The organism is Bradyrhizobium vignae (assembly GCF_900324035.1).
Taxonomy (GTDB): Bacteria; Pseudomonadota; Alphaproteobacteria; order Rhizobiales; family Xanthobacteraceae; genus Bradyrhizobium; species Bradyrhizobium vignae.
On the sequence record NZ_LS398110.1, the window covers coordinates 3,342,781 to 3,365,150 of the forward strand.

Annotated in this window: 26 protein-coding genes, 3 tRNA genes and 3 pseudogenes; 20 read left to right on the forward strand and 12 right to left on the reverse strand. The window is 64.0% G+C overall.

Translation table 11 applies throughout. From position 1 onward, the window contains the following. Window positions 1-17 precede the first annotated feature (17 nt). The gene (locus BRAD3257_RS16100; RefSeq protein ID WP_122402641.1) at window positions 18-560 is read right to left on the reverse strand and encodes a tetratricopeptide repeat protein; all 543 of its coding nucleotides are present in this window, start codon (window positions 558-560) and stop codon (window positions 18-20) included. 295 nt (window positions 561-855) lie between these two features. On the opposite strand from BRAD3257_RS16100, the gene BRAD3257_RS16105 reads away from it, so the two are divergent. The 4 genes from BRAD3257_RS16105 to BRAD3257_RS16120 all read left to right on the forward strand — a co-directional run bounded on the left by BRAD3257_RS16105 (window position 856) and on the right by BRAD3257_RS16120 (window position 3,296). Next, entirely contained in the window at window positions 856-1,212 is a 357-nt protein-coding gene (locus BRAD3257_RS16105; protein WP_122402642.1) for a His-rich protein BRANT, read from the forward strand. Between the two features lie 232 nt (window positions 1,213-1,444). Continuing rightward, window positions 1,445-1,840 carry a hypothetical protein gene (locus BRAD3257_RS16110; protein ID WP_122406592.1) on the forward strand — a complete coding sequence of 132 codons (396 nt, stop codon included), beginning with the start codon at window positions 1,445-1,447 and terminating at the stop codon, window positions 1,838-1,840. Window positions 1,841-2,100: 260 nt separating this feature from the next. Then, a complete protein-coding gene (locus BRAD3257_RS16115; protein WP_162500227.1) occupies window positions 2,101-2,805 on the forward strand; it encodes an outer membrane protein in 705 nt (234 codons plus the stop codon). 248 nt (window positions 2,806-3,053) lie between these two features. Beyond that, window positions 3,054-3,296 carry a hypothetical protein gene (locus BRAD3257_RS16120; protein WP_122402644.1) on the forward strand — a complete coding sequence of 81 codons (243 nt, stop codon included), beginning with the start codon at window positions 3,054-3,056 and terminating at the stop codon, window positions 3,294-3,296. Window positions 3,297-3,332: 36 nt separating this feature from the next. On the opposite strand, the gene BRAD3257_RS16125 is transcribed toward BRAD3257_RS16120, so the two are convergent. Then, on the reverse strand, window positions 3,333-3,587 hold the full coding sequence (locus BRAD3257_RS16125) for a hypothetical protein (RefSeq protein ID WP_122402645.1): 255 nt from the start codon (window positions 3,585-3,587) through the stop codon (window positions 3,333-3,335). A gap of 301 nt (window positions 3,588-3,888) precedes the next feature. Continuing rightward, window positions 3,889-4,263, reverse strand: a complete 375-nt coding sequence (locus BRAD3257_RS16130; RefSeq protein WP_122402646.1) for a hypothetical protein — start codon at window positions 4,261-4,263, stop codon at window positions 3,889-3,891. On the opposite strand from BRAD3257_RS16130, the gene BRAD3257_RS39295 reads away from it, so the two are divergent. Continuing rightward, window positions 4,262-4,528 (forward strand): hypothetical protein, encoded by a 267-nt coding sequence (locus BRAD3257_RS39295; RefSeq protein WP_145987011.1) that lies wholly within the window; start codon window positions 4,262-4,264, stop codon window positions 4,526-4,528. The two genes, BRAD3257_RS16130 and BRAD3257_RS39295, sit on opposite strands and share 2 nt — an antisense overlap. Before the next feature lie 3 nt (window positions 4,529-4,531). Here the strand turns inward: BRAD3257_RS39295 and BRAD3257_RS41945 are convergent, their stop codons facing one another. Continuing rightward, on the reverse strand, window positions 4,532-4,894 hold the full coding sequence (locus BRAD3257_RS41945) for a hypothetical protein (RefSeq protein ID WP_347338428.1): 363 nt from the start codon (window positions 4,892-4,894) through the stop codon (window positions 4,532-4,534). A 9-nt stretch (window positions 4,895-4,903) separates the two neighbouring features. Here BRAD3257_RS41945 and BRAD3257_RS16140 point away from each other — a divergent pair. Continuing rightward, window positions 4,904-5,140 (forward strand): annotated as a pseudogene (locus tag BRAD3257_RS16140) (methyl-accepting chemotaxis protein); the annotation flags it as partial. Between the two features lie 7 nt (window positions 5,141-5,147). Next, window positions 5,148-5,378 (forward strand): annotated as a pseudogene (locus tag BRAD3257_RS16145) (GFA family protein); the annotation flags it as partial. A 411-nt stretch (window positions 5,379-5,789) separates the two neighbouring features. On the opposite strand, the gene BRAD3257_RS16150 reads toward BRAD3257_RS16145, so the two are convergent. Together BRAD3257_RS16150 and BRAD3257_RS16155 are read right to left on the reverse strand one after the other, a co-directional pair. After that, window positions 5,790-5,864 (reverse strand) — tRNA-Thr (locus BRAD3257_RS16150). A gap of 188 nt (window positions 5,865-6,052) precedes the next feature. Next, window positions 6,053-6,514 (reverse strand): hypothetical protein, encoded by a 462-nt coding sequence (locus BRAD3257_RS16155; protein WP_122402647.1) that lies wholly within the window; start codon window positions 6,512-6,514, stop codon window positions 6,053-6,055. A 283-nt stretch (window positions 6,515-6,797) separates the two neighbouring features. Here BRAD3257_RS16155 and BRAD3257_RS16160 point away from each other — a divergent pair, with 283 nt between their 5' ends. Together BRAD3257_RS16160 and BRAD3257_RS16165 are read left to right on the forward strand one after the other, a co-directional pair. Then, complete coding sequence (locus BRAD3257_RS16160; RefSeq protein ID WP_122402648.1) at window positions 6,798-7,280, forward strand: hypothetical protein; 483 nt, start codon at window positions 6,798-6,800, stop codon at window positions 7,278-7,280. 43 nt (window positions 7,281-7,323) lie between these two features. Next, window positions 7,324-7,830, forward strand: coding sequence for a hypothetical protein (locus BRAD3257_RS16165; RefSeq protein ID WP_122402649.1), 507 nt, complete (start codon window positions 7,324-7,326; stop codon window positions 7,828-7,830). 60 nt (window positions 7,831-7,890) lie between these two features. Here BRAD3257_RS16165 and rlmB read toward each other — a convergent pair whose 3' ends face one another. Further along, window positions 7,891-8,724 (reverse strand): 23S rRNA (guanosine(2251)-2'-O)-methyltransferase RlmB, encoded by an 834-nt coding sequence (gene rlmB, locus BRAD3257_RS16170; RefSeq protein WP_162500228.1) that lies wholly within the window; start codon window positions 8,722-8,724, stop codon window positions 7,891-7,893. Between the two features lie 207 nt (window positions 8,725-8,931). Between rlmB and BRAD3257_RS16175 the strand changes: the two genes are divergently transcribed. Further along, a tRNA-Tyr gene (locus BRAD3257_RS16175) sits at window positions 8,932-9,017 on the forward strand. 109 nt (window positions 9,018-9,126) lie between these two features. Here the strand turns inward: BRAD3257_RS16175 and BRAD3257_RS16180 are convergent. After that, on the reverse strand, window positions 9,127-10,158 hold the full coding sequence (locus BRAD3257_RS16180) for an LLM class flavin-dependent oxidoreductase (RefSeq protein WP_122402651.1): 1,032 nt from the start codon (window positions 10,156-10,158) through the stop codon (window positions 9,127-9,129). Between the two features lie 137 nt (window positions 10,159-10,295). Then, entirely contained in the window at window positions 10,296-11,219 is a 924-nt protein-coding gene (locus BRAD3257_RS16185) for a LysR family transcriptional regulator (RefSeq protein WP_122402652.1), read from the reverse strand. A 112-nt stretch (window positions 11,220-11,331) separates the two neighbouring features. Between BRAD3257_RS16185 and BRAD3257_RS16190 the strand changes: the two genes are divergently transcribed. Genes BRAD3257_RS16190 through BRAD3257_RS16200 form a run of 3 tightly spaced genes read left to right on the forward strand, consistent with a single transcriptional unit; the run spans window position 11,332 to window position 14,451 of the window. Then, window positions 11,332-12,690: an MFS transporter gene (locus BRAD3257_RS16190; RefSeq protein ID WP_122402653.1), complete on the forward strand. Its 1,359-nt coding sequence runs from the start codon at window positions 11,332-11,334 to the stop codon at window positions 12,688-12,690. Then, window positions 12,687-13,190: a GAF domain-containing protein gene (locus BRAD3257_RS16195; protein ID WP_122402654.1), complete on the forward strand. Its 504-nt coding sequence runs from the start codon at window positions 12,687-12,689 to the stop codon at window positions 13,188-13,190. Before BRAD3257_RS16190 ends, BRAD3257_RS16195 begins: the two co-directional genes overlap by 4 nt. 13 nt (window positions 13,191-13,203) lie before the next feature. Then, on the forward strand, window positions 13,204-14,451 hold the full coding sequence (locus BRAD3257_RS16200; RefSeq protein WP_122402655.1) for a metal-dependent hydrolase family protein: 1,248 nt from the start codon (window positions 13,204-13,206) through the stop codon (window positions 14,449-14,451). Between the two features lie 62 nt (window positions 14,452-14,513). Here the strand turns inward: BRAD3257_RS16200 and BRAD3257_RS16205 are convergent, their stop codons facing one another. Further along, window positions 14,514-16,571: an ATP-dependent helicase gene (locus BRAD3257_RS16205; RefSeq protein WP_122402656.1), complete on the reverse strand. Its 2,058-nt coding sequence runs from the start codon at window positions 16,569-16,571 to the stop codon at window positions 14,514-14,516. Window positions 16,572-16,699: 128 nt separating this feature from the next. On the opposite strand from BRAD3257_RS16205, the gene BRAD3257_RS16210 reads away from it, so the two are divergent. Beyond that, window positions 16,700-17,290, forward strand: a complete 591-nt coding sequence (locus BRAD3257_RS16210) for a TMEM175 family protein (protein WP_122402657.1) — start codon at window positions 16,700-16,702, stop codon at window positions 17,288-17,290. Window positions 17,291-17,293: 3 nt separating this feature from the next. Here BRAD3257_RS16210 and BRAD3257_RS16215 read toward each other — a convergent pair whose 3' ends face one another. Continuing rightward, the gene (locus BRAD3257_RS16215; protein WP_122406594.1) at window positions 17,294-17,674 is read right to left on the reverse strand and encodes a YciI family protein; all 381 of its coding nucleotides are present in this window, start codon (window positions 17,672-17,674) and stop codon (window positions 17,294-17,296) included. Between the two features lie 198 nt (window positions 17,675-17,872). Here BRAD3257_RS16215 and BRAD3257_RS16220 point away from each other — a divergent pair, with 198 nt between their 5' ends. The 3 genes from BRAD3257_RS16220 (at window position 17,873) to BRAD3257_RS16230 (ending at window position 18,705) form a co-directional block, all read left to right on the forward strand. Beyond that, window positions 17,873-18,058, forward strand: a complete 186-nt coding sequence (locus BRAD3257_RS16220) for a hypothetical protein (protein ID WP_122402658.1) — start codon at window positions 17,873-17,875, stop codon at window positions 18,056-18,058. A gap of 26 nt (window positions 18,059-18,084) precedes the next feature. Further along, entirely contained in the window at window positions 18,085-18,288 is a 204-nt protein-coding gene (locus tag BRAD3257_RS16225; RefSeq protein ID WP_122402659.1) for a hypothetical protein, read from the forward strand. Window positions 18,289-18,631: 343 nt separating this feature from the next. Further along, window positions 18,632-18,705: transfer RNA gene (locus tag BRAD3257_RS16230), tRNA-Gly, on the forward strand. Window positions 18,706-18,873: 168 nt separating this feature from the next. Here BRAD3257_RS16230 and BRAD3257_RS16235 read toward each other — a convergent pair. After that, window positions 18,874-19,524: a GntR family transcriptional regulator gene (locus BRAD3257_RS16235; RefSeq protein ID WP_122402660.1), complete on the reverse strand. Its 651-nt coding sequence runs from the start codon at window positions 19,522-19,524 to the stop codon at window positions 18,874-18,876. 101 nt (window positions 19,525-19,625) lie between these two features. Here BRAD3257_RS16235 and BRAD3257_RS16240 point away from each other — a divergent pair, with 101 nt between their 5' ends. From BRAD3257_RS16240 to BRAD3257_RS16250, 3 genes and pseudogenes are all read left to right on the forward strand, one after another. Then, entirely contained in the window at window positions 19,626-20,420 is a 795-nt protein-coding gene (locus BRAD3257_RS16240) for an enoyl-CoA hydratase/isomerase family protein (RefSeq protein ID WP_122402661.1), read from the forward strand. 62 nt (window positions 20,421-20,482) lie between these two features. After that, entirely contained in the window at window positions 20,483-21,622 is a 1,140-nt protein-coding gene (locus BRAD3257_RS16245; RefSeq protein WP_197711544.1) for a CaiB/BaiF CoA transferase family protein, read from the forward strand. Window positions 21,623-21,723: 101 nt separating this feature from the next. Beyond that, window positions 21,724-22,166, forward strand: a pseudogene (locus tag BRAD3257_RS16250) (type 1 periplasmic-binding domain-containing protein); the annotation flags it as partial. Between the last annotated feature and the right edge of the window lie 204 nt (window positions 22,167-22,370).

Consider the following 22,370-nt stretch of genomic DNA (forward strand, 5'->3'; position numbering starts at 1 on the left):
AGAAGATGCGATTGGTCTCAGTAGACCAGCGTCGCGCCGGTCGGCTTGTCGAGCGCTGCGGCAAGGGAGCGATATTCAGAGCTGTCGGTGCCGGCGAGCGAGGCGATCTTGTTCAGATGATACTGCGCCTGTTCGCGGTTGCCCTGCTCGAGCTGCCAGAGGCCGTAATACTGCCAGGTGCGCACGTGGTTCGGATCGTCCTTCAGCGCCAGCTCGTAATAGACCTTCGACGACTGGTAGTCGCCGAGCTTGCGATAGGAATAGCCGATCAGGTTGGCGACGTCGGCGACGTCGTCGCGCCCCAGCGACTTCAGCTGGTCGATCGCGCCCGTGTAATCGTGCTTGTCGTAGACCGCGGCGTAGGCGGTGCGATAGGCAGCCAGGAATTTGGGATCGCTAACGGAAGAGCTCTTCTTCTTGCCCTTCTTGGACGAGGAGTCCGATTTCGGCGGTGAGGACGGCTCGTCGCTGCCAGCGGCGTAGGCGCTGGACAGCACCGGCGCAGCCGCCAACGTCATGGCGACCAGGCCCGGCACAACAAGCGTTGAGAGTTTGCGCATCTAAAAGTCTCCCGTATGGAACGTGGCGATCCTACACGATTGCCCAAAGACCGGAACACCCATCGGGCGGAAACATTCCCGCTTCGCACGATCTATTCGCCAAGTTCTATTCGCCAAGTTCTATTACCAAGTCGCGCTGTTCGCCCAGCCGCGGATGACAAACTTGTCATCGAGATGAACGGAAGCCTGCAAGGGGCTTCAGACTGGGTTCAGCGCGCCACGCCTAGGCTCCGACCCACGATCAAAGGGGTGACGAGAGGGCGCCGCCTCAAGATCCTTGCAAGAGGAGACCACCATGTTGAAGACGATTTCTGCAGCCTTGCTCGCAGCTTCCGTGATCGCAGCCCCTGCCTTCGCAGCTGAAGCCGGCAAGACCACTACGACAGCCCCGGTGATCAAGGCGGATCAGGGCCAGACCAAGGCGGCGACCACCGCTGCGAAACCGGACACCGGCGTCAAGGCGCCCGATGCAAAGGCCGATGCCAAGGTGGATACCAAGTCGAAGGCGATGAACGCCAATGCCGCGGTCACCACCGACGAGCACAAGACCGTGCGCAAGCATCGCCATCACCACAAGCAGGTCTCGGCCAAGGCGTCGCAGAAGGCGCAGCCGGACGTGACCAAGCCGGCAACGTCGGACAAGCGTAACTGACGACTGATCCCGCGCGGCGGCATCCCTGGCATTGCCCCGCCGCCGCGCGCGGACGTCAGGCCCGGTCCGCTCGCCACACCTTGCGCGAAAGCCCGAGGTGCCGGCAGCGGGCCGGTGCGCTGTTTGCTCCGCTGCAAGCGAATTCCCTTCGCGCAGGCTTGGGGCTAGAACGTCTCCGAATCTGATCGAGCGGAGAGCGGGGCCGGTGGGGCGATTGGCGAGATGTGCGGTGATCCTGGCGTTGCCGCTGGTGCTTGCGGCATGTTTCGGCAATGACGGTGACCGTCCAACCCTGCTGGATGGGACACAGGCGGGCGGGCCGCAGCCGTTTCCCGACAATTTCCGCAGCGACACGGTGGCTTTGATGAAAGCGTATCTCAACAATCCGGTCGGCGTGCGCGATGCCAGCATGGCCGAGCCGGTGCAACGCGAGGTCGGCGGCCGGCAGTTCTATGTGAGCTGCCTGCACTTCACCCCGCGCGAGAGCGATGGCAGCTACAAGGCCATGCGTGAACGTGCCGTGATCTTCGTCAACGGCCGAGCGGATCGCGTGGTTGACCGGACCAGCGATCTCTGCACTGGTGCGGTTTACGCTCCCTTTCCGGAACTGGAAAAGATGACGCGGTAGCGCAAAGCCCGCCTTCATCGCCTGGTGTTAGACAGAAGCGGCCGAGCCGGTGGATCACGTTTCGGCGAGCTTTGAACGGGGTGGTTTGTCTTGCGACAAATCGTTGCGGCGGCCTTGCGCAGTCGACGCGGTGGAACAAAATACCCTTGTTGCAAAGCCGTCACAGTAACGAACGATCAACGTTCCGGCATCGCCGCGAAGCAACCCAATTCACGCCACGTTGTTTCCCGAGTGTCGTAGATGAAAGAACGGGGATGATCATGAAGTCGATTTTGCTCGGTGCAGCAGCTCTGCTGGCGCTGGCCGCACCGGCGGCCGCCGCGGACATGCAGCCGCGCACCTATACCAAGGCTCCGGCTTATACGCCGCCGCAGGTCATCTACAACTGGACCGGTTTCTACATCGGCGGCCATGTCGGCGGCGCGTTTGCCGGCGACAGCAGCTTCCAGTCGAGCGACGCCCGCTTCATGGGCGGCGTGCAGGGCGGCTTCGACTACCAGTTCGCGCCCAACTGGGTGGTAGGCGTCGAGGCTCAATATTCCTGGCTGCCGACCAACAACAACGGTGTCACCTTCCCGCTGGGCACGCAGGTCACGTCCAACACCGACCAGATCGGGTCGGTGACCGGTCGCATCGGCTACACCTGGGGACCGACGCTGCTTTACGCCAAGGGCGGTTACGCCTGGCGCAATAATGGCCTTGGCGTGAACATCGCCGGGGTGCCGCAGGCCTTCACCACCACCGGCAACAGCAAGGACGGCTATACCGTCGGCGCCGGCCTCGAATACATGTTCGCGCCGAACTGGTCGGCCAAGGCCGAGTACCAGTATTACAATTTCGGCAGCACCACCTTCACCTCTGGTCCGGCCGACATCGTCGGCGTTCGTGGCCGGGAGGACGACCATACCGTCAAGGTCGGTGTGAACTATCGCTTCGGCTGGGGCGGCCCGGCCGGCTCCCGCTAGTGAGCGGCCCAGCGACGATCCAAAACCCGACAAAGGCCGGCTCCGCCGGCCTTTCGTTTGCCGGTCTTCCGGCGGCTTGCTTGCCTTGCGTAAACCATCTGGCGCGTCATTTGCTTGCAAACGATGCTGACGCGCCTTCTCACGCGCGTCACGGAGCCGACGTAAAGCAAAAATAATCTTTGCGATTTACGGAACTCGCGCTCCCGAACGCGTTATATGAGATTTACCGGGCTGGTGGGACGACGGACATGCGTATCTTGATGTCGGCAGTGGTGCTCTCGTGCTTCTTCGGCCTGCCGTGCTCTGCACAGACAATCCTCAAATCCGAGCCTCTGATGCTGGCACCTTATGAGGTCGCCTTCGTCAAGAACGCTTCCTGTCCGTCGGGCCACGTGTTGAAGGTTACCGGCGCCATCCGTGGGCTGCATCGCCGCAAGGCCTGCGTCGCCATGCCAGGCGAGCAGGCCTCGCTTGCGGCCGCCACGCCCTGACACGCCCTGAGCTGCGATCCGGTTTCGTGCCGGAGCTCAGGAGTTCAGCTCGAACTCCATCCGCGACTCCTGGTCGGCCTCAGCCTTGTTCTTGGCGGGGTCCTCGCCCTGAGCTGCCTGGCAAGGCGCGATCTCGTAGTCGTTGTCGAGCACCCGGCGCGGTCCCGGCCGCTCGTCGTCCGCCATCACGTCCACGACGAGACCGCTCCGTTGCGCGAGCTTCCAGACGTCGGACTCGCTCGGATAGGCCTTGCTGATCTGGGCGTCGTTGCAGAACAGGGCGTAGGGCATTCTTCCCGCTCCAACAAACCCAGTTAACGAGCTTGCCCGGTAAGGGGTTCCGGCCCGCGGTTCGATCACGGCGCCGTGATCGGTTACCGCCGTCCCTGAGTCCTTAACGAGTCCTGAATCCCGGAAAAAAGAATCCCTGGGACTCGTTGGCCGGAATCAGCGGATGTTTTCCGCCATGACGAGCGACCTGAAGACATCCTGTGGGCACATGCTCCTGCCCCTCACGCTAGCGCTGTTCGGCGCCTGCGCGACCAATCTCTGGGTGGTCTGGTCCTGGCTGTAGGTCCCTGACGGGGCGACCTTATTTTTTGGCCGGGGGGCCGGCGGCGTCGCGGATGGCGGCACGCAGTTTGGTCAGCGTCGCCGCATAATATTCCTCACGCTCGCGCTCGAAGCGCTCCTGATGCTTGCGGAAATTGGCGATGCGGGCCTGCATCTCGGTGCGGAAATCACCGTTTGCCCGCGGCAGCGGGACAGGTGCGGGCCGGGACGGAAGGGGGGCTGGCGGCGGTTCGAACTCGCGGGCGACCGCCTCCACGGCGACGATCTCCACCGCGGCGGTCGAGCCAACCGCGGGGTTCTCCGGCTGAAGGGTGTCATCCTTCCTGCCGGTCACCGATTGGACGAAGGCCAGTGTCTGCGCGATCAGTGCGTCGCGCTCGCTGATCCATTTCATGATCCACCTCAGCCACGCTTATTCCAGCAAAGCGGCTGCATCGAATCAAGGAGGTTCGCAAGGGATTGCATATTTTTCCCGGTCGTCCGACATTGACCGAATGGTCGCTGCAGAAGAACGGTCGGACGAAATGGAGGGGCTGAGGCTCATCCGTGCGTTCCTGTCGCTGCCGCCCGACAAGCGGGCGGAGGTGATCGCGTTCGTGGAAGAATTGGCACGTGCCCATGGCCCGCCCGAGGAGGGCGCGAAGGTCTCGCCGCGGTGAGCGCTACAGCTCGCGCGGATTGACGTTGGGCTCGAACGGCGCGCCGACCACTCGAACTGGGGCCTGAATCGATGTCCGGGTAATGTCGATCACGGCTCCCTCGGCGACACGCTTTTCAGGCGCCGGTCCCAGCACCGGCTCGAACAGCGCCAATGTGCCAGCCAAGGCGCTGCAACACAGCGTCACCGTCGCTAGCAGAATCATGTTTCGGTTTTCTTCCCGGATCCGCATGGGCCAATAACGGCTGGTGGCGGAGCCAGTTCCGGGCCGGGCGAAAACAGACGCGGTCCTCACCGAGGCAACCGAGGCCGTCTCAAGGCCGCGCAGATCGAAACGGAGAAGCAGGCCGCCGAGCAGCGCCGCCACGACATGCCGACCTCCGTCATCGTCGCGGCTTCGGGTGAAGCCACCGGCAACGTCCAGTCGGTTGCGACCGCGACGGAGGAGCTGTCCTCCTTGGTGAACGAGATCAGCCGCCAGGTGCAGGCATCGGCGCGGATGGCGGGCGAAGCCGTCACCCAGGCGCGCACCACGACCGAGCGCGTCAGCGAGCTCTCGGTCGCCGCCACCCGCATCGGCGACGTCGTCGAGCTGATCAACAACCTTTGGGGCGCGGCAGTACGCTCGCGTCGCCGCAAGCGGCGATGAGGTTCGCTTCTATTTCTGCGCTGGCTGTGGCTCGACGGTGTGCTGGAAGGCCGACAATCTGCCTGACATGATCGGCATTGCCGTCGGCGCCATCGCGGATCCGGATTTTCCGGCGCCCGTCAGATCGGTGTTCGAGCAATCGAAACATGCCTGGGTCGAGATCGGTGGCGCCGGCGTCGCGCACTTCGAACAGGGCAGCGCGCGCAGCGTTCAAGCTGAGGCACAGGCATCGACTGCTGGTGCCGGTCGCCGCCGGCGTTCGGTCAGGGGCGCTGCCTTGCGTTGGATGGCGTTCCTGTTGTCTGTATCGGTTCACCGGGAGCACGGTCCAGCGGCGGGTGGGGCCTGGCGAGTCCTACCGTTCCGGGAGGAGCGCCGTTGCTGGCCGTACGGGTATTGACGCGCTCCAACGTGACTGTCGATGCAACCACAATGGCGATGGCCAAGGCGACAGCGGATAGGGCTAAGGCTACCCGATCATTCGGGTCCATCGCTAGACCTCCGCGAGACGGCTCTATAGCAGGAGGATGATAACGCCAAACCGATGATTTAGTTCTTCCGGTGGGCCGTGGCCATTGACAGGTTTCGATCTGCGGTCGCGGAGCTAAACCAATGGTGCCGGCTGAGGGGATTGAACCCCCGACCTTCGGTTTACAAAACCGCTGCTCTACCGCTGAGCTAAGCCGGCGACGCCCAAGATGCGGGGCGGGGCTCGGCCTACCCGGAGCCGTCTGCCCGTGCGCGCCGCAATACCAGACTTGATTGGAAAGTGCCAGAACCCGCGATCGTGGTCGCAGGCATGAAATCAGGCGGCCCCGAGGAGGAGCCGCCTGATCCGTGTCGCCGCCCAATCTGTGGCGTTCGGCTCAAACCGCCTTACTGGCACATGTGCCGGCGGCCGTCTTCGCCCTTGAAGTAAGTGCCGGGCGTACAGACGAAGCCGTTGCGCTGGGCGTAGGTGCGGGTGTCCCAGCCGCGATTGTCCCAACCGCGATCATAGGCGTAGGAATTGTCCCAGGCGCGGAACGGGGCGGTGGCAATCGCGCCGGCAGTGCCGATCGCGGCGCCGGCGACGCCTGCCGCGACGTCGGTGGGCCAGAAGCCGGTGCGGCTCCTGTTCCAATCGTTATTCCAGTCGGCCCGGGTCTGACGATAGGACATGCGGCGATGACGGTATCCGCTATCGGTGTACGGATTTCCGGGGCCGAGGTTCTGGCAATTGGCGTTGGGGAATTGCGCCGAGCAGCGGCCCGGATTGGTGACGACCGCCTGCGCCATGGCAGAGCCTGCCAGCATGGTCGCTGCAATCGCGGTGGCCCCGAGAAGCTTGATGTTCATGGTTCTTCGCTCCCATTTTGTTGACGGGAACTAAACGCTGACGGCGCAGGACGTTCCGGTGCAACCGTGGGATTTTCGCCGGCGAACAGTCAAACGGATGTGAGCACAACGGCGCCGTTCCGGCGGCGGAATCCCGCGCCGTTAACGCTTCGCTAGTTCGCTCTTCAGCATTTGAGTGTCGCGCAATCCTTGCACGTTAGGCTTACCGGAATTTGGTGAGCTGGCCTTAACCCTCTCGGCGCCGCGATCGGTTAGGTTGTACCCGGATAACCGGGGTCTCCTCATGCGCGCTGTCGCGCTCGCCGCCTTTCTGATCGGACTGCCTGCGACGGCGTTGGCCGGCGGCTTCGAGATCGTCGTCCCGGGCCGTCCCGGCGTGCCGATCATCATCAACAACATCGACGCGTCCTACAGCGTGGTCGAAGGTGTCTGGGGCCTCGGCAAGAACCAGCAAGTACAGCCCACAATCTATGGTGGACGCTACATCGCCGAGCGGCAGCCCGACGACGTCGGCCACTATTATCCGACGCTGGGTCTGCGGCCGGGCTACGGCCGGCTCGAGGTCGAGCCGCCCGCGAACCGCAAATTGCCGGCGCCCGCCGAGAGCTACCACCAGAGTTGGGGCGCGTCGTCCGCGCCCTTGCCGCCGCAGATGGACGTGCCCGTCGATCCGCCGCCCGTGATCTATGCGCCCGAGATCAACGACCGTCCTCGGCCCCCTCGGCTGCGGCCGCATACGGAGATACCCGGCAAGCCGCCGGGTTGAGAAACGTGAAAATCCAAAAAACGGAAATCAACAGGAGAGAGTAATGCGTCAGATGATTTCGGGACTGGTCGCGGCAGCTGCCGTGATGTTTGCCGCCACCGCGCCCGCCGCGGCCTGCGGCTTCACCACGTGCGCGCCGATTGCACCGGTCTATACCGGCTGCGGCGGGTATGGCTATGGCTATGGCTATGGCTATGGCGCCTATGAGCGTCTCGTCGAGCCGACCACGCAGTATTATTACGTCAACCAAGGCCCGACCTATACCGGTCCGGGTGCCTTCGCGCCGTATCCGACCTACCGTGAGGACGCCGTCGTCGCGCCTGCCAATTACGGCTACGGTCATGGCTATGGCTATCGTGCTGCTACGGTGGCGCCGCCGGCCGCTTATCCCTATCGCCGCCCGTACTTCCGTCCGTATCGCTACGGCTATGGCCCGCGCTACGGCTATCTGCCGCGCGTGCACTACGGCCATGCTCGGCGTTACGGCTATGCCCATCGCCACGCGCCGTACTATTATGGCGGTCACCGCGTGCTGCGCCGCTATTACTGATCTCTGATCGGTTAGAGCCAACGTGACGCCCGTCTGCGCAATGCGGACGGGCGTTTTGTTCTATTGGCGCTTCATCAAACCGAGCCGGCTGGCGCCGACATAGAGCGCGAGCGCCGCGGCGTTCGAGACGTTGAGGCTCTTGATCTCGCCGGGCATGTCGAGCCGTGCGACGACGCTGCAGGTCTCGCGGGTCAATTGCCTGAGGCCCTTGCCTTCGGCTCCCAACACCAGTGCAAGCGGCTCGCGCAGCGCGACGTCGCCGATATCCTCGCTGCCTTCGCTGTCGAGGCCGACGGTCTGGAAGCCGCGCTCGTTCAGCGCCGTCAGCGCACGAGCGAGGTTTTGCACCGTGACAATCGGCACCAGCTCGAGCGCGCCGGAGGCGGCCTTGGCCAGCACGCCGGTCGCTTCCGGGCTGTGCCGCGCGGTGGTGACGATCGCCTTCACCGCGAAGGCTGCGGCCGAGCGCAGGATGGCGCCGACATTGTGGGGGTCGGTGATCTGGTCGAGCACCAGCACCATGCCCTCCTGCGTCAAGGTCTCGATATCGGGCGAGGGCAGGGGATCGGCCTCGGCCAAGAGCCCCTGGTGCACGGCGTCGGGCGACAGCAGCCGATCGATCTCCTGGGGCCGCACGATCTCGGGCGTCACACGGATCTGGATGTTCTCTTCCGCAAGTCGTCTTGCGGCGTTCTCGGTCAGCGTCAGCTTGCGGATTCGGCGCCGAGGGTTGGCGAGTGCCATGGTGACGGTGTGCCAGCCATAGAGAATGACCGGGCCATCTGCTTGCGAATCACGCTCGCGCCAAGCCGGCCGGCCGGGTGATTTTCCGGGCCGGCTGAAGGGCTTAGCGCCGCCGCGAGCCCCCTTGGGGCCGAATTTTCGATCCTTCATGGGCTCGCTTCTGTCACGGGTTCCGGAATATGGCAATTTCGGTGCCTGAGGGGGCGATTTTAGCTGCTTGCCTCGGTTGACTTTGCCCCACCGCTTCGCCCATAAACGCGCCCGGTCGCGCCCCGATCCGGGTTGTCGCGGCCTTCACGTTCCATGGCCGTCTTCGGTCCGCCGGCAAGGTCCGGCCCGATTGTGCTGCCGTCGAGCGGGGGAGTGTCCCGAGTGGCAAAGGGAGCTGACTGTAAATCAGCCGCCTCATGGCTTCGCAGGTTCGAGTCCTGCCTCCCCCACCATGCTTCGCCCTTCGGGCTAGGCGTGGCGCAGCCACGTGATACCCGAAAGGCGAAGCGTGGTGTCCGGCGAAGCCCGTAGGGCGAAGACGGACTGAGGCTGTCTCAACCGCTACCCCATCATCTCCCGCACCATCGGCACCACCTTCCGTCCATAAAGCTCGATGCTCCGCATCAGCTTCTCGTGCGGCAATGGTCCCGCCGAGTACTTCAGCTGAAATCGCGAAATCCCGAGCGCCTTTGCGGTCTTCGCGATCTTGCGCGCCACCGCTTCCGGCGAGCCGACATAGAGCGATCCATACTCGGCCTCGTTGACGAATTCGTCGCGTCCCATCGGCGGCCAGCCGCGCTCCTTGCCGATACGGTCGCGCATGGCCTTGTAATCGGGCCACAGCTCCTCGCGCGCCTGCGCATCGGTCTCGGCGACATAGCCCGGCGAATGCACGCCGATCGGCTGCACAGTGCGGCCAAACTCCTTGAAGGCGCGGTGATAGAGATCGACGTAAGGCGCAAAGCGCGCGGGATCGCCGCCGATGATCGCGAGCATCAGGGGCAGATCGTAATGCGCGGCGCGCACCACCGATTGCGGACTGCCGCCGACGCCGATCCAGGTTTTGAGCGTGCCGTTCTCGACCGGCGGATAGACCAGCTGCTCCCGCAGCGGCGGACGCAGCTTGCCTTCCCAGGTGACCGGCTTCTGCGACAACAGCGCGGCGAACAGATCGAGCTTCTCCTCGAACAGCTCTTCGTATTTGCGCAGGTCGAAGCCGAACAGCGGGAAGGATTCGGTGAAGGAGCCGCGGCCGAGGATCACCTCGGCACGTCCGTTCGAGAGCGCGTCCAGTGTTGCAAAACGCTGGAAGACGCGAATGGGATCGTCCGAAGACAGCACCGTCACGGCCGAGCCGAGATGGATGCGCCTGGTGCGCGATGCGATCGCCGCGAGCACGGTTTCCGGTGAGGAGATCGCGAAGTCGGCGCGGTGATGCTCGCCGAGGCCGATGAAGTCGAGCCCGAGCTCGTCGGCCAGCACCGCTTCGTCGACGACGTTGCGGATCACCTGCGCATGCGGAAGCAGGACGCCGGAGCCGGCCCTGGTGACATCGCCAAAGGTATCCAGTCCGAATTCGAGCGGTGAGGTCATCGATGAGGTCTCTGCGGGGCGCGAAGGCGCCGTCGTGTGGGAGGAAATGATTGCGGTGGAGCTAGGGGTTGAAGACCGCTTCGACAATGCTGCTCCAGGAAAGCCATCGTTTCCGGTTCTTCATCGAACCGGCGGGCTCAATCGGATCTGGCGAACATCTCGACCAGGGTTTCGCGCAGCCAGCGCTGGGCCGGCACGGTGTCGTTGCGCTGGTGCCAGAACAGGCTGACGATGCGCGGCGGCGCTTTGAGGGGCAGCGGCATCGCATGCAGGAACGGCGCATGCCTCGATTGCGAGCGCAGGTCGCTCGGCAGCACGGCGATCAGGTCGGACTGGCGCACGACCTCGTAGGCGGCGCTGTAGTGATTGACGGTGGCGACCAGGTTGCGCGACAGCCCCCGCGAGGCAAGGAAGAGGTCGTAAGACGGCATGGTCTTGCCCGCGAGGCTCACGTCGACATGTCCCGCGTTCAGGAAGGTTCGCGTGCTCAGCCGTTTCTGGGCAGCAAGCGGATGGCCGCGCCTCATGAAGCAGGCATAGTCGACGGTCCACAGCGAGCGCGAACGAATGGCAGCCGGCTGCTGCGCCTCGTTGACATAGACGCTGAGCACGCAATCGACTCTGTTGTCCTCGAGCTGGTCGGCGATCTCGACGACGGTATTGGGCACAGTGTGGACGCGCGACTTTGGGGAAACCCTGCCGAGATGGTCGAGCAGGTTCGGCATCACCAGCGAGGAGACGTAGTCCGACATCGACAGGCTGAATTCCGTCTGTGCGCGGGTGGGATCGAACACCTGCTCGTCGAGCGCTCCACGGACGCTTTCCAGTGCCTCGCCGATCGGCTCCCACAGCACTACGGCGCGCTGGGTCGGGCGGATACCGGTGCCGGCTCGCACGAACAGGGGATCGCCGAGCGCGTCGCGCAGCCGCGCGAGCGCATTGCTGACGGCGGGCTGGGTCATCCGCAGCGCATTCGCGGCGCGCGTGACGCTGCCCTCGGTCATCAGCGCCTCGAAGACTTTCAGCAGGTTGAGGTCGAGCGCGCGGAACGACAAGGACATTCACCTTAGTGATATATCAGATCATGATTATAAATTATGACGATAATGTCACTTTGTCTATGGTTCCCTCCCGAGCGGCGCGCCGGGCCCGTGACATCAGAGGGGGACTTTCATGTCGATGATATCGGCGCGCATCGAGCGCCTTCCGTTCGCACGTTTCCACACGCATCTGCTGCTGATGGGCGGGCTCGGCTACATGTTCGACGCGATGGACGCAGCGGTGCTGGCCTTCATCCTGCCGGTGCTGCGCACGGCGTGGAATCTGTCGAGCGTGCAGATCGGCGTGCTCGGCAGCAGCACTTACATCGGCTTCCTGTTCGGCGCGTTGCTGGCCGGCACGCTGGGCGATTTGATCGGCCGACGTGCGGTGATGATGTCGGCGCTGGCGCTCTATTGCGCGGCGTCGATCGTGAGCGCGGTGGTCGACACATGGCCGTCCTTTTTCGCCGCGCGTGTCGTGGCCGGCATGGGCACCGGGGCGGAGAGCGCGATCATCGCGCCTTATCTCGCGGAGTTCGTTGCGCGCCGCTATCGCGGCAGCTTCACCGGCGCGCTGGCCGGCTTCTTCTCCTTCGGTTTCGTCGCCGCAGCCTTGCTCGGCTACTTCATCGTTCCCACCTCCGACAACGGCTGGCGTATCGTACTGGTGATCACCGCGGTGCCGGTCGTCATGCTGCTGTGGTGGCGCAAGTCGCTGCCGGAATCGCCGCGCTGGCTCGAAAGCCGGGGCAGGGGCAAGGAAGCCGAGGCCCTGCTGGACCGGATCGAGGCGGGCTTTGCGCGCGAGGGTCACGTCCTGCCGCAGCCGGTGGTGGAAGCAACAGCGCCGGCGGGGACAGGCGGGACGCTGCTCGCCAATTTCGCCGCGCTTCTGGCGGGCCGGCAGGCGCGCATCACCATCATGACCTGGATCATGTGGCTGGCGATCACCTTCAGCTATTATTCCTTCTTCGTCTGGATCCCCGGTCTCCTGGTCCAGAACGGCATGAGCATCACCAAGAGCTTCGCCTATTCAATCGCGATCTATTGCGCGCAGATTCCCGGCTATTTCAGCGCGGCGTATTTCAACGAGCGCATTGGCCGGCAGGCGACGATCGCGACCTACATGGTGCTCGGCGGCGCCAGCGCGCTCGGGCTCGCCTTCGCGCAGAGCGACCAGCAGATCATGGCGGCGGGAATCTTCCTGTCGCTGTTCATGAACGGCACTTATGCGGGCGTCTATGCCTATACCGCGGAAGTCTTCCCGACCCCGGTCAGGACCACGGGTGCCGGGCTCGCTTCCGCAATCGGCCGCATCGGCGCGATCGTCTCGCCGATCCTGGTCGGCTATCTCTATCCGACCTTCGGCTTTGCCGGCGTGTTCGGCGTCACCACCACCGTGCTGCTGCTCGGGGCTGTCACCGTCGTGCTGATGGGCGTGCCGACGCGCGGTCGCTCGCTGGAGGAGATTGCGGCGGGCGAAGTCGCATGACGCGGACGAAACTGAAGGCCGATCCCTGGCTCTGCGCCGTCGCGGCGGCGCAGGGCAGGATGGATCAGCCGGATGCGCTGTACGTGGCGCTGGACCAGGCCGTGAAGTCGGCGATCGGGCACAAGCTGTTCACGATCCTCACCTATGACGGCAGCACCGGTGAAGCGGCGCGGGTCTATTCCAATCTCCCGGGCCCGTACCCGACCGGCGGACGCAAGCGGCTCACGCCCGGACCGTGGACCGAGGCCGTGCTCGATCGCGGCGAAGCCTATATCGGCCGTACCCATGACGATCTGCGCACCGTCTTCTCCGATCATGAGCTGATCGCTTCGCTCGGCTGCGAGAGCGTGCTCAACATGCCCGTGCGCTGGCGCGGGCGCACGCTCGGCTCGCTCAATCTGCTTCACGAGGCGGGCTGGTACGGCGAAGATGATGTGGCTGCGTGCCTTCCCTTTGCCCAGCTTACCTTGCCGGCACTGCTCTCGCCGGCCGATCTCTGACAGGACCGTCGCGATGACAAGCATCCTCTTCAAGAACGCCGCACTGCTCGATCCGCTCCAGCCGGACTTGCTGGAGGGGCATCATGTGCTGGTCGAGGACAATCTGATCAGGGAGATCTCCGACCGGCCGATCCAGGCCACCGCCGATCGCACCATCGATTTGAACGGCAAGACGCTGATGCCGGGGCTGATCGATCTGCATGTTCACGCGATCGCGGTCGAGCTCAATCTGGCGCAACAGGTGCACATGCCGAACGTGCTGGTGACGCTGCGCTCGACGCTGCTCTTGCGCGGCATGCTGCGGCGTGGCTTCACCACGGTTCGCGACGCAGGCGGCGCCGGCCACGCGCTGAAGCAGGCGATCGAGACCGGCCTGACCGATGGACCGCGGCTGTTCGTCTCCGGTCGCGCGCTCAGCCAGACCGGCGGCCACGGCGACATGCGGGCACGCTCGGATTACCTTGCGAGCGACGCGCCCTGTCCCTGCTGCGTGCGGGTCGGCGCGCTGGCGCGCGTGGCCGACGGCGTCGACGGCGTACGCAAGGCCGCGCGCGAAGAGCTCCAGATGGGGGCCGACCAGATCAAGATCATGGCCTCCGGCGGGGTGGCGTCGCCGACCGATCCGGTTGGCGCCTTTGGTTACTCCGAGGACGAGATCCGCGCCATCGTCGAGGAGGCACGCGGGCGACAGACCTATGTGCTCGCCCACGCCTATACCGCTGCCGCGATCGAGCGCGCGGTGCGCTGCGGCGTGCGCACCATCGAACACGGCAATTTGGTCGATGCGCCGACCGCGCACCTGATGGCCGAAAAGGGGGCCTATGTGGTGCCGACGCTCGTCACCTATGAGGCGCTCGCCAACGAGGGCGCCCAATACGGCCTGCCACCCGAGAGCGTGGCCAAGATCGCCGATGTCCGCGACGCCGGCCTGCGCTCGCTCACGATCTATCGCGACGCCGGCGTGAAGATGGGCTTCGGCAGCGATTTGCTCGGACCGTCGCAACGCCTGCAGAGCGATGAATTCCGCATTCGCGCCGAAATCCTCGGCCCGCGCGCCGTCATCGCCAGCGCGACGGTGATCGGTGCCGAGGTGCTCGGCATGGAGAGCAAGCTCGGCCGCATCATGCCGGAGGCTATCGCGGACCTGCTGGTGGTCGACGGCAATCCGCTGCGCGATGTCGCCTGCCTGCTCGGTCAGGGCGAGCATATCCCGCTGGTGCTGAAGGCGGGGAAGGTCCAGTTCGACAGGCTGAAAGCCTAAGGCGTTTTCGAGCGAAGTGGATACCGGTTCGCTAAAGAAAACGCGTCAAAACAAGACGCCAACTACCGCCACATCCCCCGCATCTTCGCCCCGATGTCGATCTTCGGCCCCTGCGCGGCAGTGCGCGCTGCGCCCGCCGCGGCTTTCGGCCAGGCGGTGCGCTCGAACAGATAGACCAGCTGCTCCGGGATGAAGCGGGTGCGCGAAGCGTAGACGTGGCGGTCGCGCTTGGCGGCCTGGCCGTGGACGAAGAAGCGTTGCGGCACCACGAGGTGGAGATCGTCCTTGGCGCGCGTCATCGCGACATAGAGCAGGCGGCGTTCCTCCTCGAGCTCGGCGCTGGTGCCGGCGCCGAGATCGGAGGGCATGCAGCCGTCGACGACGTTGAGCACGAACACCGATTTCCACTCCTGGCCCTTGGCTGAATGGATGGTGGAGAGGATCAGATAATCCTCGTCGCGCAGGGGCGGTCCGGATTTGTCGCTGGTCGCATCGGGCGGATCCAGCGTGAGTTCGGTCAAAAACTTCTCGCGCGAGGCATAGCCGCCGGCGATCTGCTCGAGCTGCATCAGGTCGGCGCGGCGCGTTTCGGCATCCTCGTGGATGCGATCGAGATGCGGCTCGTACCAGAGCCGCACGCGTTCGAGATCGGCAGGCCATTCCGAATAGCGCAGGTTTTCGACGGTGCGGACGAAGTCGGTCCAGTCGGGGCCGGTGCGCGCCGGCACCGGGAGCCGGCCGAGCGCGGCAAGCGGGTCGGTGCTCTCCGCCATCTGGTCGAGCACGCGCTGCGCCGTCGCGGGGCCGATGCCCGGCAACAGATGCAGGATGCGAAAGCCGGCGACGCGGTCGCGCGGGTTTTCGGCGAAGCGCAACAGCGCCAGCACGTCCTTGACATGGGCGGCGTCGAGGAATTTCAGCCCGCCGAACTTGACGAACGGGATGTTGCGGCGGGTCAGCTCGATCTCCAGCGGGCCCGAATGCGACGAGGTGCGGAACAGCACCGCCTGGTGCTTGAGCAGCGCGCCTTGCTCGCGGTTCGCCAGCACCGCCTCGACGATGTAGCGCGCCTGATCGGCCTCGTCGTGCACGGTTACGAGCTGCGGCTTCTGCCCGGAGGTGCGGTCCGTCCAGAGGTTTTTCGTGAAGCGCTCACGCGCCAGGCCGATGACGCCGTTCGCCGCCGACAGCACCGCTTGTGTCGAGCGGTAATTGCGGTCGAGCGTGATCATCTCCGCGCGTGGCGAGAAGCTCTGCGGGAACTCCAGGATGTTGCGCACGGTGGCGGCGCGGAACGAATAGATCGACTGCGCGTCGTCGCCGACGACGGTGAGGCCGCGCCCGTCGGGCTTCAGCGCCAAGAGGATCGAGGATTGCAGGCGGTTGGTGTCCTGATATTCGTCGACCAGCACGTGATCGAAGCGCCCGCCGATCTCTTCCGCAATCAGCGCATCGCTCATCATCTGCGACCAGTAGAGCAGGAGGTCGTCGTAATCGAGCACGTGCTGGGCCTGCTTGGCCTCGACATAAGCGGCAAACAAGCCCTTCAGCTCGGCGGCCCAGCCCGCGCACCAGGGATAGTGCTGGCCGAGCACCTTCTCGATTTCCATCTCGCCATTGACGCAGCGGGAATAGATCGACAGGCAGGTGCCCTTGGCGGGAAAGCGGCTCTCGGTCTTCGACAGCCCGCGCTCGTGCCGCACCAGGTTCATCAGGTCGGCGGAGTCCTCGCGGTCATGGATGGTGAAGGCGGGATCGACGCCGATCCGCTCGGCATATTCGCGCAGGAGCCGCGCGCCGATGCCGTGGAAGGTGCCGGCCCAGGTGAGCGCATCGCGCATGATCGCGGCGTTGTTCTCACCCAGCACCTTGCGGGCGATACGCTCGACGCGGCCGGCCATCTCCGCCGCCGCGCGGCGGGAAAATGTCATCAGCAGGATGCGGCGGGGATCGCTGCCTGCGACGATCAGATGCGCAACGCGGTGGGCCAGCGTGTTGGTCTTCCCGGAGCCGGCGCCGGCGATGACGAGCAGGGGGGCGCCCACGGTCGCGCCTTCAGCCACGCCATGCTCGACGGCGCGGCGCTGCTCCGCATTGAGCGTGTCCAGATATGTCGCCACGAATCGCCCCGGTGAAAGAATGAGAGTCGGCGATCCCGGCGCGAATCGCAATGCGGCTGGACGAAACCGGGTTTAGGATTTAGGGGGAAAGGGCGGCCCCGAGTTCCAGCCCGAGAAACGCGTCCGCTATGACCAAGCTCAAGCCCGACCAGTTCGAGATGCGGCGGCTGGAATCGCTCAGCAACACCATCTTCGGTGTCGCCATGACGCTGCTCGCCTACGACCTGCCCAAGGCTGCGGTGTTCACCAGCGCTCCCGGCTGGAGCGATCTTGCCCATGTCTATTCCGGCAAGCTCGCCGGCTTCGCGCTCAGCTTCATCATCGCCGGCGTGTTCTGGATCAGTCATCACCGCCGGCTGGCGCGCCAGCCGGTCGGCAGCCGCGGCATGGTGATCCTCAATCTGTTTTTCCTGCTCTCGATCGTGCTGCTGCCGGTGACCAACGGCCTCTATACCAATTACGCCATGAGCAGCGCCGTCGCCGTGCTCTACGGCTTGCATCTGACCGCGATTGCCGGCCTCAACGCCTGGATGTGGTGGACGATCCTGGGCGGCTGGCGCCACGAGATCATGGCCTCGCTGTTTCCACTTCTGGTGTTCATCCCGGGCACGATCGTTGCGGCGTTCGCGCCCCAGGTCGCCCCCTTTGTGTGGTTCATTGCGTTCGGCGGGCTCGTGATCCAGCGCTTCTATGCGGGGCGGACAGGGCCGGAGGCGTAGGACTCAACCGGATGTCGCGCCGAACCCATCGGCCGGCACGTAGAGCTTGACCGGGCGGATTTCGTAGACGGCCGTCGGATTGACCGCACGCAGCTTCCGCGCCGCCGCGATCGCCTCATCCTCGGTGGCGCATTGCATCAGGTGGAAGCCCAGAAGCTGCTCCTTGGTCTCGGCAAACGGCCCGTCCAGTACCATGCCCGCGCCAGGGCCCCGCAGGGTGCGGGCCTTTCGGGTTTCATCCAGGCGGGCCGCCGGCCCAAACTGTCCGCTGGCCCGAAGAGGTGCTTGAACCTCGATGACTTTGGCCACGACCGCGGCGTCCTGCTCCGGCGTCCAGGACAGGACTTCGTCTTCCACGTGATAGGCCAGGATGGCGTACAGCATCATCACCTCGTTTCTTTCTGCGCAAGTTCCAAGGACGCGGCCCGGCAGCCCGTGCCGACAATCCCGAAGCAAAATATTGCGTGGCCGGCAAGCAGCGAAACCGTCCTGAAACCCGATTGCGGCCTTGCCATGTGAACGCCGCCGGAACTGGTCGCGACTGATGGACCACGAACAACAAAGCTTTGGCTGGAGGCGGCAATGTCGGGTCACACCATCAAGATCATCTGCGATGCGCGGCGGGCGGCACAGTCGCAGCCGGCCGATTTGCACGACGAGGCGGGCCATCACCGCTATTACGGCAGCTCGGCCGAGAACGGCGGCGAGCGCATCGCGGAGAGCCGGCGCGGCAAACGGCCGCGCGCGTTCAACATCTGCGGCTTCTGAAGCCTTTCGACGCGCCGGTCGTCAAAATGAGCGCCCTGCAAATGGCGATCGCGGCGATGCCGTTCCTGGTCGCGCTGATGAGCCGAACCGGCAAGGCCATTGCGCCGTGCCTTCTGGCGAGCCTCTTCACGGTGCTGCTCGGCGGCGAGCCGCACCGCGCGGTCGTCGCCTGGTGCGTCGGCATGCTGGTCGCCGCCGTCGCACTGCGCGAGCGGCTTCGCGCCGGCTGACCCGGCGATCCGGCTTCAAGGAAATCGCAAAGAAAAGGCGCGGCGGGGAGACCCCGTCGCGCCCGATTTCTTGCTCGCTGGTCCAGGGACGAGAGCGCCCCCATGCCAAGCTTCAGCCAAAGCTCAGCGGGCGATCCCAGCGAGGTGACAGCGCTTGAGATAAGACACTGGATCACCTCCTTTCGTTGGTTTCGGAAGCCTTCAATATAGGTAGCATTGCTGCCGCTGTTAAGGGCGGCGAGTCCAGAGGGGACAGAAGCGGTCCGCGAGGGGTGGAAGACGCCGGAAAGCGACCTCCTGGGCAGTTGAGACCGCCGTCCGGCCGTGTTAGGGAGCCCGTAACGCGGGTGTAGCTCAATGGTAGAGCAGCAGCCTTCCAAGCTGAATACGAGGGTTCGATTCCCTTCACCCGCTCCAATGATTTCAGTTACTTAGTGAGCTTGTTGGTTTTCATTCCGACAAGGGTTCACTTTTGGGCCGCCTGCTTGATCCGCTTCATTTTTGCGTCCTGCTTCTCCTCACCATCGTGATTAAGATGCACCATCGTTTATCGATGACCTTTTCACGGCGCGGGGCGCGGAACCGTCACTCGGACTTGATGGAAGCGACCATATCGGCAAAGAGGTTGCCTCCGACGATGATGTGAGCGCGCATCGATTGCTGTGCGTCGCTTTCGCTCCCTGTTTCAATCGCCCTGACTATCAGAGCGTGCTCGCCGAATGATGCCGCGAGGCGGGCTGGTCGCGACAAGCTCTGATGCCGGAAGAACCGCATCCGAAGGCGGGTTTCAGTCACGAGATCGGCCAAGGGCGTGTTGCGTGCGCCAGCGTAGATGGCTTGGTGAAATGCGGTGTTGAGTTCGACGTAGCGCGCCGTGTTGCCGGTGTGCACGGCTGATGCGCATTGTTCGTGTATCTCACGCAGGCCGGTTCGTTCGGCGACAGTCATTCGGCGCGCCGCCAGACCGGCAGCCTCCGCTTCGAGCGCAGTGAGAATTTCCACCATGCCGATCGCTCGCTGAGGTGTCATGCTCGCGATGGTTGCGCCTTGGCGCGACCTGAACTTGACGAGACCCTCATTGGCCAAGCGAAGCAGCGCTTCCCGCGCTGGCGTCCGCGAGACCGAAAAGCGTCTGGCGAGGCTCTGCTCGTCCAGCTTGTCGCCCGGGACCAGCCGTCCCTCGGCGATATCGCTTTCGATCCGTCGACAAAGCTCATCGGAGACACGAACCCGCATTGGCTTGCCCTTATGTATACGCTTATGCCTTTATGTATACGTAGAACATTTAAAAAAATACATATAATCCGGGCACAGAACGAGGACAACAGGAAACGCCGATGACTTCCGTGAATTTGAGCGGCACCCCTTTGCTGAAGACGGATGGGCCTATCGCGACGATCCAGCTCGATCGCCCGCGGCAGATGAACAAGATCACCGCAGCCGATCTCGCCGTGTTGTCGGGCCACTTCGCCAGCATTGAGAAGGCAGGTGCGAGAGTTCTCATCCTGACCGGCGAAGGACGCGCGTTCAGCGCCGGATACGACCTCGGAGACATCGCTGCGCGAACGTCGTCTAAGGAAGATGTTCATGCTTCCGGTTTTGAGAACGTCGTCGATCAGCTCGAAACTCTGGCGATACCGACCATCTGCAGGCTGAACGGCGGAGTCTATGGCGGCGCAACTGATCTTGCTCTCGCCTGCGACTTCAGGATCGGCGTGGATGATTGCGAGATGTTCATGCCGGCCGCGCGCCTCGGGCTTCACTATTACAGCAGCGGTCTCATGCGCTTTGCGTCGCGCCTCGGCGTAGCGGCGACAAAGAAGCTGTTCCTCACGGGCCTGAAACTGGACGCGGCCGAGATGCTGCGCATAGGCTATCTGGATGAAGCCGTTCCTGCGGGCAGCCTCGATGCGCGCGTGAAGGAGCTCGCCTCTGTTCTCGCTGCCAATGCGCCGGCCGCCTTGCGTGGCATGAAACGCGCCATCAACGAGATCGCCGGAAACTCGTTCGATCGTGCTGCTGCCGATCAGCGTTACCGTGAGAGCCTCGTGGGCGCCGAGCTGCGCGAGGGCAGCGCGGCTTTCGCCGAAAAGCGCCCCCCGCGCTTCGGCGCCGACCTGGACGGCCGATGACCGGACCTCACTCGCCACCGGCGTCCACGCTGAAGCCGCGGTCAAAGGGGCCACTCGCTGGGTTGATCGTGATCGATCTCACCCGCGTGTTGGCCGGACCGTATTGCACCATGATGCTCGCGGATCTCGGCGCGCGGGTCATAAAGGTCGAGATGCCGGGCATCGGTGACGATGCGCGGCACATCGGCCCGTTCATCTCGAACGCCGATGGCTTGCCGAGTTCGGGTTATTTCTTCTCGATCAATCGAAGCAAGGAATCGATCGCACTGAACCTCAAGGATGCTGCCGACCGCGCCGTATTCGAGCGACTATTGCTGGACGCCGATGTCCTCGCTGAAAATTTTACGCCCGGTACCATGGACCGTTTCGGCTACGGCTGGGAGGCGCTCAGCTCGCGCTTTCCCCGGCTGGTTCTGGCGTCGATATCGGGCTTTGGTCAGACGGGGCCCTACCGCGAACTGCCGGCTTACGACATGGTCGTGCAGGCCATGGGCGGTGTCATGAGCTTGACGGGCGAGGAGGGAGGCCCGCCGACGCGCGTCGGAGTATCGATCGGCGACATCGCCGCGGGCACTCATGCGGTGATCGGAGTCCAGGCGGCGTTGATCGAGCGCGCCCGCACCGGTCGCGGTAAGCACGTCGATATTTCCATGCTCGATACGCAGATCTCTCTGCTCGAGAATGCCCTTGTCCGCTATCAAGTCGAGCAAGTCGTTCCGGGGCCCATCGGCTCCAGACACCCCTCTATCACGCCATTTGGCGTCTTCAAGAGCAAGGTCGGGCATCTCATCATCGCCGCCGGCAACGACCGGAAGTTCAGAGATCTTTGCGATGTGCTGCAGATGCGGGACGTCAAAGCCGATCCGCGATTCCTCTCGAATTCGTCGCGATGCGAACATCATCGTGCCCTCGCCGCGCGGATCGAAGAGGCGCTGGCAACCAGAACCGCCGAGGAATGGCTCCCCATCCTGACGCAAGCCGGGATTCCCTGTGGACCAATGAACGACATTGCCGGCGTACTGCGTGATCCGCAGCTCAACGCGCGCGACATGTTCGTCTCATTGGAGGCTCCGGGGGGCATGGTGTTGAAAACCGCGGCCTGTCCCATCCGGTTCGCCGGCGAACAATTCGCAAACTATCGGCCTGCGCCAGAGCTCGATGCCGACCGCAATGCTCTCCTGCAAGAACTCGGACTCGTCTGATCGGCTCCGCGAAGAGGATTTGACAATGAGATATGCCTGCTCCTCGACGTTCGTCGCCTTGAGCGTCGCTCTCCTTTCTTCGGCCGCGTCCGCGCAGAAGCCACATCCTGAACAACGTCTCCACGTCGGTGGCCGCTGTCTTGAAACCTGCCGGGCTCGACAACGCCAAGGGCGTGATCTCGACCGCATATTTGAAGAATCCGCTCGATCCGGCCTGGAGCGGCGACGAGGGCTACCGGCACGGGCTTGCCTTCATGAACGAATACATGCCCGGAACTGACAAAGCCGATTCCAACACGGTCTATGGGTATTCGGTCGCGCAGACCCTGGCGGAGGTGCTCAAGATGTGCGGCGACGATCTCACGCGAGAGAACGTTATGAAAAAAGCTGCCAGCCTCAAGGATCTGAAGCTCGACATGCTTCTCCCGGGAATAACGATCAACACGTCACCGACGGACTTTGCGCCGATTAAACAGGAGCAACTCATCCGGTTCGACGGGGAAAATGGGAGCGGTTTGGGCCGGATGCGGAGAATATGAGGTAATCAAAAAGATTTCGATTCCGCCAATCGGAGGCTCGATCCATCTCCAGCTAGATGCAACGTGGTGAATCATGAGGATAAATACCTCCGCTGCGTGGCCTTCGATTCATTTGGAAACTGAGGGTAGACCTCATACTCGCTCAGCGAGACTGGCCGGCTCGCGACTCCTCCAGGTAGGCCACGATGGCCTCCATCTGGTAGTCGGAA